This window comes from Rhodococcus sp. NPDC058505, from assembly GCF_042720095.1.
Lineage (GTDB): Bacteria > Actinomycetota > Actinomycetes > Mycobacteriales > Mycobacteriaceae > Rhodococcus_G.
This window is the reverse complement of sequence record NZ_JBHXNB010000001.1, coordinates 186,542-198,923: the sequence shown is the minus strand read 5'-3', so window position 1 is coordinate 198,923 and position 12,382 is coordinate 186,542. Positions and strand designations below refer to the sequence as shown.

The following is a 12,382-nucleotide window of genomic DNA, read 5'->3' as shown; positions in this document are numbered from 1 at the left end:
CACTGGACACATGAGTGTCGGTTCGGTGGTCGTTCTCGGTGGGCGCAGCGAGATAGGTCTCGAGGTCGCGACCCGTCTCGCGTCGGGTCGCTCGGTGGTCCTCGCGGCCCGGCGCAGCGTGGACCTCACGGACGAGTCCGCGGCGCTGCGGGAGGCGGGTGCGTCCGAGGTGCACACCGTCGAGTTCGACGCCGACCGGGTCTCCGACCACGCGCGGGTGCTCTCGGAGATCGCCGAGCTCGGCCCGATCGACACCGTGGTCCTCGCGTTCGGTGTGCTCGGCGACCAGCAGCGCGCCGAGGCGGACGCCCAGCACGCGGTGAACGTCATCCACACCGACTTCGTCGCGCAGGTGTCGGTGTTGACGCACCTGGCGCAGCTGTTGCGGGCGCAGGGGTCGGGCCGGATCGTGGTGTTCTCGTCGGTCGCCGGGGTGCGGGTGCGGCGCGCGAACTACGTGTACGGCTCGGCGAAGGCCGGGCTGGACGGGTTCGCGAGCGGTCTCGGGGACGCCCTGCACGGCAGCGGCGTCTCCCTGCTGCTGGTGCGGCCCGGCTTCGTGATCGGGCGCATGACCGAGGGCATGTCCCCGGCCCCGATGTCGAGCACCCCCGGACAGGTGGCGGACGCGGTCGTCGCGGCGCTGGCGAAGGGCCGCGAGCGGGTCGCGGTCCCCGGCAGGCTCGGACCGGTGTTCGTCGTGATGCGGCTGCTGCCGCAGTGGATCTGGCGCCGGATGCCGCGCTGATGGGCCATCAGGTCACCGTCGTCGGGATCGGCGCCGACGGCTGGGACGGGCTGTCCGCGAACGCCCGCCGCGCCGTCGAGGCCGCCGAGGTGCTGATGGGCTCGGCGCGGCAACTGGACCTGCTGCCCGCGTCGGCCGCGCGGCGGGCGGTGTGGCCGACGCCGCTGGTGCCGGCGCTGCCCGGCCTGTTCACCGACCACGAGGGCAGCCGGATCTGCGTCCTCGCCAGCGGGGATCCGATGTTCCACGGCATCGGCGTCACCCTGATCCGGCTGCTCGGCGCCGACCGGGTGCGGGTGCTGCCCGCGCCGTCGTCGGCGTCGCTGGCGTGCGCGCGGCTCGGCTGGGCGTTGCACGAGACGCCGGTGGTGTCGCTGGTGACCGCGCCCGCCGAGACCCTGCTCCCGCACCTGGCGCACGGCAGGCACCTGCTGGTGCTCTCCCGGGATCGACACACCCCGGCCGCGGTGGCGGCACTGCTGCGGGAGAACGGTTTCGGCGGCACCGATCTCACCGTGCTGGAACAGCTGGGTGGACCGCGGGAATCCGTCTCCTCCGGTGTTGCCGCCGACTGGGACCGGGCGCCCGGCGACCCGCTGAACCTGCTGGCGCTGACCTGCCGCCGCGACCCGGACGCGGCGCGCCGCACCCGGATGCCCGGGCTGCCGGACGACTCGTTCACTTCGGACGGGCAGCTGACCAAACAGGAGGTGCGGGCACTGACCCTGGCCGCGCTGGCGCCGGAGCCGGGGGAGCTGCTGTGGGATGTTGGCGGCGGCTCCGGCTCGATCGCCATCGAATGGCTGCGCACCGACCCGTCCTGCCGGGCGATCGGCTTCGAACGCGACGCCGTCCGCCGGGACCGGATGGCCGCCAACGCGACCGGGCTCGGGGTGCCGGTCCTCGACGTGCGCGGCGCCGCACCCGATGCGCTGGCCGGCGCGCCGACCCCGGACGCGATCTTCGTCGGTGGCGGAGTCACAGCACCGGGCCTGCTCGAGGCGTGCTGGGCTGCCCTTCCGGTCGGTGGCCGGATGGTCGTCAACGCCGTCACCGCCGAATCCGAGGCGCTGCTGCTGTCCCAGCATGCCGCGCACGGCGGTCGGCTGCGCAAGTTCCAGATCTACCGCGGCGAATCCCTCGGCGGATTCACCGCGTGGCGGCCGCACCTGCCCGTCGCCCAGTGGGTCGTCACCAAAAAGGAGGACGCGTGACCGTCCGTTTCATCGGCGCCGGCCCCGGCGCCGCCGACCTGATCACCCTCCGCGGCGCCCGGATCCTCGAACAGAGCCCGGTATGCCTGTACGCGGGCAGCCTGGTGCCCGCGGAACTGCTCGAGCGGTGCCCGGACGGCGCCGAGATCGTCGACACCGCCCGCCTGGACATCGACGAGATCACCGACCTGCTGGTCGCCGCGCACCGGGCCGGCAAGGATGTCGCGCGGCTGCACTCGGGGGACCCGTCGATCTACAGTGCGGTCGCCGAGCAGGTCCGCCGCCTCGACGCCGCGGACGTCGACTACGAGATCGTGCCCGGTGTCCCCGCCTTCGCTGCGGCGGCCGCGACGCTGGGCCGGGAACTGACGGTGCCGGGGGTGTCGCAGTCGATCGTGCTGACCCGGGTGTCGACACTGTCGACGGCGATGCCCGACGGCGAGGACCTGGCGACGTTCGGGGCGAGCGGCGCGACACTGGTGATCCACCTGGCCGCGCATCGCATCGAGCAGGTCGCCGACGAGTTGCGCGGCCCGTACGGCGGGGACTGCCCGGTCGCGGTGGTGGCGTACGCGTCCCGCCCGGACGAAATCGTGCTGCGCGGGACCGTGGATTCGATTGCCGCGCAGGTGCACGAGGCGGGGGTGACGAAGACGGCGGTGATCGTCGTCGGCCGGGTGCTCGCGGCGGAGGGCTTCCCGGGCAGCTACCTGTACTCGCCTGCCCGGCGCCGCGTGACGCACTGATGCGCAGCATCGAAATCGGGGCCTGACGTGCGTCGGGTTCTGGTGCTCGGCGGCACGTCGGAGGGCCGAGCGGTGGCCGCCGAACTGGTTGGTGCGCCGGACGTCGAGGTGGTGTCCTCGTTGGCCGGGCGGGTGAACGATCCGCGGTTGCCCGAGGGTGAGGTCCGGGTCGGCGGTTTCGGCGGCGTCGACGGGCTCACGGAGTGGGTGCGTGGCAACGGCATCGACGCCGTCGTCGACGCGACGCACCCGTTCGCGGCCCGGATCACCGCCAATGCGGCCGCGGCCACCCAAAGTCTCGGTGTCCCGCTGCTGGTGTTGCGGCGGCCGGAGTGGACGCCGCGGCCGGGGGACCGGTGGCAGGTGGTGCCCGATCTGCCGTCCGCCGCGGCCGCCCTACCGGGATTGGGGTCGCGGGTGTTCCTGACCATCGGCAGGCAGGGCGTGGACGCGTTCGCCGGGTCCGGCGGCTGGTTCCTGATCCGCGCGATCGACCCGCCCGAGGTGGCGGTACCGCCGGACTCCGAGACTCTGCTGGCGCGTGGGCCGTTCACCGTCTCCGACGAAATCGCCCTGATGCGGCAACGGCGCATCGAGGTGGTGGTGACGAAGAACTCGGGCGGGGCACTGACCTCCGCGAAACTCGAGGCCGCCCGCGAACTCGGGTTGCCGGTGGTGATGGTCGCGCGGACCCCGATCCCGGCCGGGATCGCATCGACCTCGGATGTCGCCGTCGCGGCCGAGTGGGCGCGCGGGCCCGTTGCTTGTCCCCACGAGCGACGGCCCACGACACGCTAACTTGGGGGGGCACCCCAGAACAGAGGAGAGCCCCGTGGGCACGGTGGTCATGTACAGCTCGGTGTCGGTGGACGGCTTCATCGCGAACGAGAAGGACCAGCCCGGACCGCTGTTCGATTGGTTGTCCAGCGGGGACGTCCCGTTGGACGAGGGTGGCGCGCTGACGGTGTCGCAGGCGTCCCACGACTACACCCGGGCGTACTGGGACCGGATCGGCGTGACAATCGTCGGCCGCCACGTCTTCGACATGACCGGCGGCTGGGACGGGAAGCCGCCGAGCGGAATCGACCACGTGGTCGTCGTGACCCACCGGCCCGCGCCCGAGGGGTGGGACCCCCAGTCACCGTTTCATTTCGTCGACGGTGTCGAGGCGGCCGTGGCGACGGCGCAGGAGCTTGCCGGCGACCGTGTGGTCGAGGTCGCCGCTGGCGACGTCGGTGGCCAGGTGCTTGCCGCTGGCCTGATCGACGAGGTGCGGATGGACGTCGTTCCCGTGGTGTTCGGGTCCGGCAAGCGCTACTTCGGGTCGGTTGACGCACAGCACCTGTTGAAGGATCCCGACGTGGCGATTCAGGGCAACCGGGTTCTCCACCTGCGCTATCGGGTGCGCCGTTGACCGACCCGCCACCGGGCGCGCCTGCGCGTTGCCGGTGTCTGTCGGTCCCCGCGGCTACGGTGGCGTCCATGAGCGAACAGGTGAAGGGTCCGGCGTCCTACTTCCCGTCGATCGAAGCGAAGTACGGCCGCCCGATCAGCGAGTGGCAGTCCGTGATTCGCGCCTCCGAGCTGACCAAGCACATGGACCTCGTCGCCTGGCTCAAGGCCGAGCACGGGTTCGGGCATGGCCACGCCAATGCCCTCGTGAAGTACACCCTCGACCAGGACTCCGCGAGCTGACCCGGGGTGCGGTTCACGCTGGATGCCCTGAGCGTCGACGTCCCCGCTGAGCACCTCGCCCAGGCGCGGGCGTTTTACGCGGTGCGGCCGTCCGGTCGGGGGCCGAACGGCCCGGACGAGCTGCGCGAAGCGAGGGCCCGCAGGTCCGCGCCTGCTCCCACCGACCCGTCCGCCGTCACCGAGGTCGTCGACGGCGCCGGTGTTCAGGTCCCGGTCCGGATCCTCACCCCGTCCATCGGGGCGCCGCGGGGCGTGGTCCTCGACATTCACGGCGGCGGCTTCTACCTGGATTCCGCCGCGCACCGGGACGTACGCAACCGCGTGCTCGCGGACGCCCTCGGGGTGGCGGTGGTCGGCGTGGACTATCGGCTGGCGCCGGAGGATCCGTGGCCGGCGGCACCCGACGACTGCGCGGCGGTCGCGCTGTGGTTGCTCGACAATGCCGCGGATCGTTTCGGTACGTCCCGGCTCACGATCGGCGGAAGCTCTGCCGGGGCGACGCTCGCGCTGGCCACCCTGCTCCGGCTGCGGGATGCCGGCGTCGTCGACGGATACGCCGGTGCCGCGCTCGAGTTCGGCACCTATGACCTGAGCGGGCGGACCCCGGCGGGCGGCCGGATCGCGGACGAGTATTTCCTCGACGCCTACCTCGGCCCCGTCGCGGACCGCACCGCACCGGACGTCTCGCCGATCTACGCCGACCTGTCGGGTCTGCCCCCAACGCTGCTGGTGGTCGGGGGTGATGATGTGCTGTTGGAGGACAACCTCGCTATGGCGGCCCGGCTGGCCGCCGCGGGAAACGAGGTCGACTTGCGGGTCTATCCTGGTGCCCCGCACGGATTTACCGGCCACCCCACCGCGCTGGCCGACGGCGCCGTCGCCGGAATACGCTCGTGGCTGCTGCACCGCCTGACCGGGCAGCGCAGCAGGGAGGAAGACCGGTTCGCCTGGATGGGCCTCACGTCGAACGGTCGCGGCAACGGCGGTTCTTCCTCCCCCGCAAGCGGACCACGGCGCTCACACGGAGTCGCTGCGCAAGGGTGCTGTCGGGGTGACGGTCGGGATGTGGATGACGGCGTCGAAGGATTCGCGTAGCGAAGGAAACTGGATGTAGTGGTCACCGTCGGCTGTCGGGTCATACAACCCGGAGATGATCCGGGTTGCCCATGAACCGTCGAACGGGGCCGCAGTGCCCAGGATGAGGCCGCGGGCGGTGCCGCCCACATCGAGTAGGGCGTCGATAGATCCGTCCTGCGGTGCGGGGATGTCGGCTCTGGCGATCCGGCCCCGCCCAAAGCTGACGTTCACGGCGACGTACTTGCTGCCGAGTGCTGCACGCAGGTGCGTGCCCAGCATGGGACCGAGAGCGACCGCCGGTTGCGCGGCGATGTGGGCGGTCCCTTCCCAGAGGATGATGCGGGCTCCCGTGCGCTCGTGATAGTGCATGAGGCGTTCCGCTGCCGCACGTTCGCCACTCGCCATGTCGTAGCCCCCGACGGACAACGTTGGTTGCGCAGTGCCAGCCTCGCCGTCGGGCTCAGCGGCATCGGGCTCAGCGGCGACACGCTGCGGCGAGCCGGGCGCGTGAGCGTGGTGGTCGACGATCTCGTCGAGCAGCGCCAGCGCCTCACGGCGCGCCGGCCCGTCAGGTGCACCGAGCGCCGCGGCTCGGGCGGCACGGGCGTGGTCTACGAAGGGCACTCCCGGGTGCAGCCCCCGGGCGCGTTGCACGTGCTCACCGCCGTCGTGGGCGACGCGGATGACGTCGAGGAGCCGCTCGACATCGTCGGCGATGCGTCGGTCGACGCCACGGAGCAGTTCGACGACGGTGTCGTAGTCGGCGGCGACGACCGTGGACGCGCCGATGCCGATGAACCTGATCTGGCGCTCAACCGGTCGGGTCGCGTTGAGGGCCCGAAGGCGGATCAGCTCGTCGCGGAACTGCGCATTCCGCCACGGCCCCCACGCCTGATCGAGAGTGTGCTCGAGGTCGACCGGCTGCCCGATGACGTACCCGTCATATTCTGCGACGACGCGCGGGGAATCCAGGATCGCGATCGTCGTGAAGCCGTCGTCGACGAGCGACCGAGTGGTCTCGAAGACACACGCGAGCACCTCGTGTGCCTCGCGAGTACTCATTCCCAGCCCGATGATCGAAGCGTGACGGGCGAGGTCCGCGATCATGTCCGGCGGCAAGCCGGGATCAACTCCGGTGGCAATCACGTCAGCAGGTGAGGCCGTACCACGTGCATCAGGTCGCTGTTCGTTCATGCAGAAGACGATGCAGGTTCAACATATGTTGAAGTCAAGCCCATTCCGCGCGAGCGTCACCCGTCAGTGTGCGCACCCATCTCGCACAGGGTGGTGTCGGATTTCAGGCCGGCGAGTTGCGACTTGAGGCGGGTGACGCGGTGCTCGGCTTCGTTGACCAGCTTGGCGCCGATCCGATCCCAGTCGCGCGCGTCGGGATGGCGGTCCACGGGCAGTTGTTCGAAGAGTTCGGCGATCTCCCGGACCGTCAGCCCGACGCGCTGCGCGAGCTTGGCGACCAGGATGCGACAGGCCGCGGAATCATCGAACCGGCGCTGGTTGCCCGCCGTGCGCACCGCACGGATGACGCCGTGCTTCTCGTAGAAGCGGACGGCGGACGACGTCACGCCGCTTTCGATGGCGACCTCCCGGACGGTGAGATGGGCATCCGTTCCGGCGTGGTCGAGCAGGGCGTCTGATGTCATCGCCTCACGTTAGACCCACCGGGTGGTCGGGTAGCGCAGCAGAATGGAAGACCGATGAGGAACCGGTTCGTCTGGATGGACCTCGAGTCGAGCGACGTGGCGGTGTCAGCGACCCGCCCCATCCAATCCACCCGCTGCAGTGGTGCTGGCGGCCGCGGGCACGTCGTCGGCGGCGTCACCCACCTTCGCTCGGCGGGCCCGCGGGCCTGCTGATGCGAGTTCGCCGGGCGTGATGCGTGATCGTCAGGCCGGCACACCGTCGCAGGCGTCGATACCCTCGACGAACCGCTCGACCCGGTCGAGGGCGTTGCGTGCCTCGGGCAGCCGCGGATATCCCATTTGGAATACGTGGAACATCCCGGACCACACCTCGAGTTCACATCGCCCGCCCGATGCCCGCAGGGCCGCTGCATAGTGCGCGGAGTCCGACCCGAGAATCTCGCTGCCGCCCGCCTGGAGCAGCATCGGCGGCAGATCCGGTCCGACCGCGCTCAGCACGTCCAGGCGCGGATCACCGAGGTCCGCGTCGACCAGGTAGGTGTGGGTGATCCGCCGACCGGTGCGCGCCGAGACGAACTGGTCCCACACGTGCCTGCCGTTGGCCCGGGCCAGCTGCCAGGTCGGGTCGACGAGGCTGGAGAATCCGATCACCGCGGCAGGCTGGTCGACGCCGAGGTGGCGCAGTTGGACACAGAGCCCGAGGGCGAGGTGGCCGCCCGCCGAATCGCCCATCACGACGATGTTCCCGGGCCGGTGCCCTTGGTCGAGCAACCACAGGTAGCCGTTGAGCACGTCGTTGTGGGCGGCGGGGAAGCGGTGTTTCGGCGCGCGCCGGTAGCGGACCGCGTAGGCGGGGCGACGCAGCCTGCGGGACAGTTCCGACACCAGGCCGCGGTGCGTCGCCGGGCTGCAGCTGATGTAGCCGCTGCCGTGGATGTAGTAGATCAGCCGGTTGCCGGGCGCCGGCTGCCCGCCCACCCATTCTCCGGCGGTCCTGCCTCCGGGCCCGGCGGCATCGACCGGCGTGTGCGGGAGCATCGGGGCACGCCACATCCGGCACGCGACGACCTGCGTGAACCGATAGCCGAGCACCCCGACCGACGAACGCAACGGCAGCAGCCACAGCGTCGGCCGCACGAAGACCCGGGACGCCCAGATCGTCGCCGACGCCGCGAACGAGCGCGGCACCGCGATCACCCGGGTTCCGGGGCGGTGCCCGGCACGGTCGTAGGTCGGGCGGGGACGGTGATGGTGCCGTAGTCGAGCCCACCGTGACTGTAGGTGGGCACGACGGGCCACTGCCGCTTCCGGTTCGCGCACTCCGAGGACGGGATGACCTGCCGCCATTGGGGATTGCGCGGGGAGGGGGAGGCCAGCGTCTTCTCCTTGACCATCGAGTCGTACTGGTCGAGGGAGTCCTCGAGGGTGTTGGCGTTGAGGACAACCTCACGGCCGTAGAACGCGGCGGTGCGGCGCACGCCGGGGATCCGGGAGAGTTCGGGTTGCCAGCTGTCGGCGGCCATCCCGTTCTCCGACGACACCCACACCCCGTCGGGGGTGTTGACGACCAGCGAGTGGTTGCCGTCGGTGTGGCCGGGCGTCCACAGCAGGCTGACGCCGACACCGAGCTCGACGTCGCCGTCGAAGACCTCGAGGCGGTCCTCGGGCACGCCGCGCATGCCGTCCTCGACGTACCAGGCCCACTGCATCGGGTGCATGGCGTCGAAGGTGCCCAGTTCCTTGCGGTGGACGAGCAGTTTTGCGTTGGGGAACAGCGGTTGTCGTGGCGCCGACTCGCCGTCGATCGGCTCGCTGCTGCCGAGGATCATGCGCAGGTCCTGGACGTGGAGGTGGTCGAAGCTGATGTAGTCCACGTCGGCGTTGGTCAGCCCGAGCCGGGGCAGAACCTGGTCGGGGTCGTTGTAGTAGTCGACGAATGCCGACTCCAGGCCGAGCCTGCGGGCGAAGCGCTGCAGCTTGTCGTAAAACGGCGCCTCGGCCGACCCCGCCGCCACGGTCGGCTCCCACACCAGGGTCTTGAGCGTGCCGTCGAAGCCGTCGAACTGGATCACGAACATCCGGTTGATGATCGAGATGAACGGGTTGACGTTGACGGAGTACCCCTGGAACGCGAAGCGCGCCGGGTACGGTGCCGCGGCGATGTCGACACTCTTGACCGCACGCACCTGCCCCTGGTTCAGGAAGCGTTCCCGGTAGGTCGACGCCGCGTCGCGGATCGCCTCGAGTCGCTTGCCGCGCGGCCAGATCTGGTGGACGCCGTCGAACTCGGGAATCGGACGGAGCGCGGCGGAGTCGGAGCTGCTCATCGGGTGCCTTCCGGGTCGTTGCTGGTGGTCAGGGCGCGACGTTCGTAGCTCTCGCGGATGCCCGGGCGGCGCGCGGCCCTCAGTTGGTTGGGGACGGTGCGGCGCAGCACCCGGTCGCGCAGCGCCTGCGGCAGCAGCCCGGTGACCCGGACCAGCAACCCGATCGTGGCCGGGAGGGTGACCTCGAAGCGCGGCCGCCGCAGCACCCGCGCCACGGCGGCGGCGACGTCGCCGGGATGCAGTCGGGCGGTTGCGCCGCTGTCGGTGCCGACGGCGAGTTCGGTGTCGACGACGCCGGGCATGATCACCGAGACCTGCACCCCGCTGCCCCGCAACTCCTCGCGAACGCCGGTGAGGTAGCCAAGGACGCCGTGCTTGGTTGCGGCGTAGGTGGATTCGCCGGGAGGTGCGAGCCGGGACGCGGCCGAGGCGACGGTGACGATGTGGCCGCTGCCCCGGGCGCGCATCCCCGGCGCCACCAGGCGAACACCGCGGATCACCCCGTGCAGGTTCACCGCGAGCATCCGGTCGGTCGCGGCCTCGGGTTCGGTGTCGAAGGCTCCCACCCACATCACCCCGGCGTTGTTCACCAGCACGTCCAGCGGCCCCCACGCCTCGGTGACCTCGGCCAGAAACCCCTGGAACGATTCGGTGTCGGTCACGTCGAGGGCGAAGGCGCGGACCTGCCCCTGCAGCGCCGCGGCGGTCTCACGGGCTGCGGTGAGGTCACGGTCGCCGATCGCCACCCGCGCGCCGTCCGCCGCCAGTCGGCGCGCGATCTCCCGCCCGATGCCCTGCGCGCCGCCGGTGACCGCAACGATGCGCCCGGCCAGTGTTGTCGTCATGACGTGCCGCCCCACCTCTCGGATCGCCCGCATGCCCGCCCGGGCATCCGACAATCCAGATTGTCACAATGGTCTGGCGGCTAGCATTGCACCTCGTCGGCAGGAAGGGAAGACCCATGACAGGATCCGACGTGACGCACCCGGACCCGAAACCACCCGGCCGCCGGTACTCCGGTCTCGCCCCCGACGAACGGCAACGGGCACGCCGGTCCGCGATCCTCGACTCCGCGTTGGAGCAGTTCGGCACCGCAGGCTATGCGCCGACGTCGATCAAGCAGATCTGCCGCGGCGCCGCCGTCACCGAGCGCTCCTTCTACGAGTCGTTCCCCACCAAGGAGGTCTGCCTCGCCGCGCTGTACGACGACCTGTCCGCGGCGATGCACGCGGCGACCCTCGCCGCACTCGGCAAGGAGGGACCGGATCTCGACGCACTCACCGCGGCCGGACTCGAGGCCTTCATCCGACACCTGACCGTCGACCCGCGCCGTGCGCGGGTGGTGCTCATCGAGGTCGTCGGCGTCTCACCGGACATGGAGCGGCGCCGCCACCGCGTGCTGCGCGACTTCGTGGACACCGTGCTGACCATCTGGGCGGCCGGCGGCACCCAACCGCCCGGACGCACCCAGCAGCTGACCGCAACGGCCCTGGTCGGCGGCGTCAACCACCTCCTCGCCGACTGGCTGATGGACGGCAGCCGCGACGACCCCGACGACCTCGTCGCGGTGTGCGTCAACCTGTTCGCCGCCGCCCGTGCCCACTGGGACGGCAGCGCCGCGCCCTCCTGACTCAGCGCACACCCGCCCCGCCCGACCGGCCCCGACCGTCGGCGTCGCCCACCGCATCGGCGCGCCGCAGCAGCAGGGCACGCTCGGCCCGATTCCGGGTCAGGTCGGCGGCCCGGACGAACTCGGCGCGGGCGGCATCGTCGCGTCCGAGCCGGGCGAGCAGGTCGCCGCGGACACTGGCCAGCAGGTGATAGCCGCGCAGCGCCGGGTCGTCGGCGAGCGCGTCCACGAGCACCAGCGCCGCCCGCGGCCCGTCCGCCTGCGCCACCGCGACCGCCCGGTTCAGCAGCACCACCGGGGACGGGGACACCGCGTACAGCCGCTCGTACAGCACCGCGATCGTCGCCCAGTCGGTGTCCTCGAAGCGGGCGGCCCTGGCATGGCAGGCGGCGATCGCCGCCTGCAGCGAATACGGTCCCGTCCCCGCCAGCAGCAACGACTCCATGCCGAGCCGGATCAGCAGCCGATTCCAGCGGCCCCGGTCCTGGTCCGCGAGCAGCACCGGCGCCCCGGCGGCGTCGACCCGCGCGCCGCTGCGGGACGCCTGCAGGCTCAGCAACGCCAGCAGCCCGTGCGTCTCGGGTTCGGCGGGCAGCAACGCCGCCAGCACCCGGGCCAGCCGAAGCGACTCCTCGCACAGCGCAGGCCGCAGCAGGTCGTCACCGGCGGTCGCCGAGTAGCCCTCGTTGAAGATCAGGTAGATGACCTCCAGCACCGACGACAGCCGGGCGGCGCGCTCGGCACCCGTCGGCACCTCGAACGGCACCCGACGCGCCGCAAGAACACGCTTGGCCCGCACGATCCGCTGTGCGACCGCCGCCTCGGCGCTGAGCGTCGCGCGGGCAATCTCACCGGTGGTCAGACCGCCGAGCAGCTTCAGGGTGAGCGCGATCCGGGCCGTCGTCGACAGCACCGGATGGCAGGCAACAAAGATCAGCCGCAGCAGGTCGTCATCGATCGCGTCCGGGTCGGGCAGCTCCGGCGCGCACTGCTCGTCCAGCGTCCGCCCGACCTCGGCGAGCTTGCGGGCATAGTTCTGCTCCCTGCGCACCAGGTCGACGGCGCGATGCCGGGCGGTGGAGATCAGCCACGGACCCGGCTGATCCGGAATCCCGCGCACCGGCCACTGCTCCAACGCGGCGACGAGGGCGTCCTGCGCGACCTGCTCGGCCAGCCCGACATCGCACACGATCCGGGCGGCGGCCGCGATGATCCGGGCCGACTCGATCCGGAACACCGTCTCGACGACCTCGTGCACCGGCGGCGTCCCCACGGGTCCGATGACAG

14 protein-coding genes and 1 pseudogene are annotated in these 12,382 nt (G+C 71.3%); 9 read left to right on the top strand and 6 right to left on the bottom strand.

Annotation, left to right across the window (positions count from 1 at the left end):
• Window positions 1–10 precede the first annotated feature (10 nt).
• From ACFWPA_RS00855 to ACFWPA_RS00825, 7 genes and pseudogenes are all read left to right on the top strand, one after another.
• Window positions 11–748 carry an SDR family NAD(P)-dependent oxidoreductase gene (locus tag ACFWPA_RS00855; protein WP_378507118.1) on the top strand — a complete coding sequence of 246 codons (738 nt, stop codon included), beginning with the start codon at window positions 11–13 and terminating at the stop codon, window positions 746–748.
• Window positions 748–1,962: a precorrin-6y C5,15-methyltransferase (decarboxylating) subunit CbiE gene (gene cbiE / locus ACFWPA_RS00850; RefSeq protein WP_378507278.1), complete on the top strand. Its 1,215-nt coding sequence runs from the start codon at window positions 748–750 to the stop codon at window positions 1,960–1,962. The genes ACFWPA_RS00855 and cbiE overlap by 1 nt, the downstream gene beginning before the upstream one ends.
• Entirely contained in the window at window positions 1,959–2,708 is a 750-nt protein-coding gene (gene cobM, locus ACFWPA_RS00845; protein ID WP_378507119.1) for a precorrin-4 C(11)-methyltransferase, read from the top strand. Before cbiE ends, cobM begins: the two co-directional genes overlap by 4 nt.
• Window positions 2,709–2,735: 27 nt before the next feature.
• Entirely contained in the window at window positions 2,736–3,506 is a 771-nt protein-coding gene (locus tag ACFWPA_RS00840; RefSeq protein WP_378507120.1) for a cobalt-precorrin-6A reductase, read from the top strand.
• A gap of 34 nt (window positions 3,507–3,540) precedes the next feature.
• A complete protein-coding gene (locus ACFWPA_RS00835) occupies window positions 3,541–4,122 on the top strand; it encodes a dihydrofolate reductase family protein (protein WP_378507121.1) in 582 nt (193 codons plus the stop codon).
• 68 nt (window positions 4,123–4,190) lie between these two features.
• Window positions 4,191–4,403 carry a DUF4287 domain-containing protein gene (locus ACFWPA_RS00830; protein WP_378507122.1) on the top strand — a complete coding sequence of 71 codons (213 nt, stop codon included), beginning with the start codon at window positions 4,191–4,193 and terminating at the stop codon, window positions 4,401–4,403.
• A gap of 6 nt (window positions 4,404–4,409) precedes the next feature.
• Window positions 4,410–5,315 (top strand): annotated as a pseudogene (locus tag ACFWPA_RS00825) (alpha/beta hydrolase fold domain-containing protein); the annotation flags it as partial.
• A gap of 105 nt (window positions 5,316–5,420) precedes the next feature.
• Here ACFWPA_RS00825 and ACFWPA_RS00820 read toward each other — a convergent pair.
• Both ACFWPA_RS00820 and ACFWPA_RS00815 read right to left on the bottom strand, forming a co-directional pair.
• On the bottom strand, window positions 5,421–6,674 hold the full coding sequence (locus ACFWPA_RS00820; RefSeq protein ID WP_378507123.1) for an erythromycin esterase family protein: 1,254 nt from the start codon (window positions 6,672–6,674) through the stop codon (window positions 5,421–5,423).
• A 56-nt stretch (window positions 6,675–6,730) separates the two neighbouring features.
• Window positions 6,731–7,138, bottom strand: coding sequence for a MerR family transcriptional regulator (locus ACFWPA_RS00815; protein WP_378507124.1), 408 nt, complete (start codon window positions 7,136–7,138; stop codon window positions 6,731–6,733).
• Between the two features lie 54 nt (window positions 7,139–7,192).
• On the opposite strand from ACFWPA_RS00815, the gene ACFWPA_RS00810 reads away from it, so the two are divergent.
• Complete coding sequence (locus tag ACFWPA_RS00810; RefSeq protein WP_378507125.1) at window positions 7,193–7,351, top strand: hypothetical protein; 159 nt, start codon at window positions 7,193–7,195, stop codon at window positions 7,349–7,351.
• 30 nt (window positions 7,352–7,381) lie between these two features.
• Here ACFWPA_RS00810 and ACFWPA_RS00805 read toward each other — a convergent pair whose 3' ends face one another.
• Genes ACFWPA_RS00805 through ACFWPA_RS00795 form a run of 3 tightly spaced genes read right to left on the bottom strand, consistent with a single transcriptional unit; the run spans window position 7,382 to window position 10,310 of the window.
• On the bottom strand, window positions 7,382–8,335 hold the full coding sequence (locus ACFWPA_RS00805; protein ID WP_378507126.1) for an alpha/beta hydrolase: 954 nt from the start codon (window positions 8,333–8,335) through the stop codon (window positions 7,382–7,384).
• Window positions 8,332–9,465, bottom strand: coding sequence for a hypothetical protein (locus tag ACFWPA_RS00800; RefSeq protein ID WP_378569432.1), 1,134 nt, complete (start codon window positions 9,463–9,465; stop codon window positions 8,332–8,334). The genes ACFWPA_RS00805 and ACFWPA_RS00800 overlap by 4 nt, the downstream gene beginning before the upstream one ends.
• On the bottom strand, window positions 9,462–10,310 hold the full coding sequence (locus ACFWPA_RS00795) for an SDR family oxidoreductase (RefSeq protein WP_378507128.1): 849 nt from the start codon (window positions 10,308–10,310) through the stop codon (window positions 9,462–9,464). Before ACFWPA_RS00795 ends, ACFWPA_RS00800 begins: the two co-directional genes overlap by 4 nt.
• Before the next feature lie 116 nt (window positions 10,311–10,426).
• Here ACFWPA_RS00795 and ACFWPA_RS00790 point away from each other — a divergent pair, with 116 nt between their 5' ends.
• Complete coding sequence (locus ACFWPA_RS00790) at window positions 10,427–11,095, top strand: TetR/AcrR family transcriptional regulator (RefSeq protein WP_378569430.1); 669 nt, start codon at window positions 10,427–10,429, stop codon at window positions 11,093–11,095.
• A gap of 1 nt (window position 11,096) precedes the next feature.
• Here the strand turns inward: ACFWPA_RS00790 and ACFWPA_RS00785 are convergent, their stop codons facing one another.
• Window positions 11,097–12,377 carry an RNA polymerase sigma factor gene (locus tag ACFWPA_RS00785; protein ID WP_378569523.1) on the bottom strand — a complete coding sequence of 427 codons (1,281 nt, stop codon included), beginning with the start codon at window positions 12,375–12,377 and terminating at the stop codon, window positions 11,097–11,099.
• Window positions 12,378–12,382 lie beyond the last annotated feature (5 nt).

Coding starts and splice junctions, on each gene's coding strand:
- ACFWPA_RS00830 (WP_378507122.1), top strand. CDS start 4,191: ATGAGCGAACAGGTGAAGGGTCCGGCGTCCTACTTCCCGTCGATCGAA.
- cbiE (WP_378507278.1), top strand. CDS start 748: ATGGGCCATCAGGTCACCGTCGTCGGGATCGGCGCCGACGGCTGGGAC.
- ACFWPA_RS00810 (WP_378507125.1), top strand. CDS start 7,193: ATGAGGAACCGGTTCGTCTGGATGGACCTCGAGTCGAGCGACGTGGCG.
- ACFWPA_RS00790 (WP_378569430.1), top strand. CDS start 10,427: ATGACAGGATCCGACGTGACGCACCCGGACCCGAAACCACCCGGCCGC.
- ACFWPA_RS00820 (WP_378507123.1), bottom strand. CDS start 6,674: ATGAACGAACAGCGACCTGATGCACGTGGTACGGCCTCACCTGCTGAC.
- ACFWPA_RS00855 (WP_378507118.1), top strand. CDS start 11: ATGAGTGTCGGTTCGGTGGTCGTTCTCGGTGGGCGCAGCGAGATAGGT.
- ACFWPA_RS00795 (WP_378507128.1), bottom strand. CDS start 10,310: ATGACGACAACACTGGCCGGGCGCATCGTTGCGGTCACCGGCGGCGCG.
- ACFWPA_RS00815 (WP_378507124.1), bottom strand. CDS start 7,138: ATGACATCAGACGCCCTGCTCGACCACGCCGGAACGGATGCCCATCTC.
- ACFWPA_RS00800 (WP_378569432.1), bottom strand. CDS start 9,465: ATGAGCAGCTCCGACTCCGCCGCGCTCCGTCCGATTCCCGAGTTCGAC.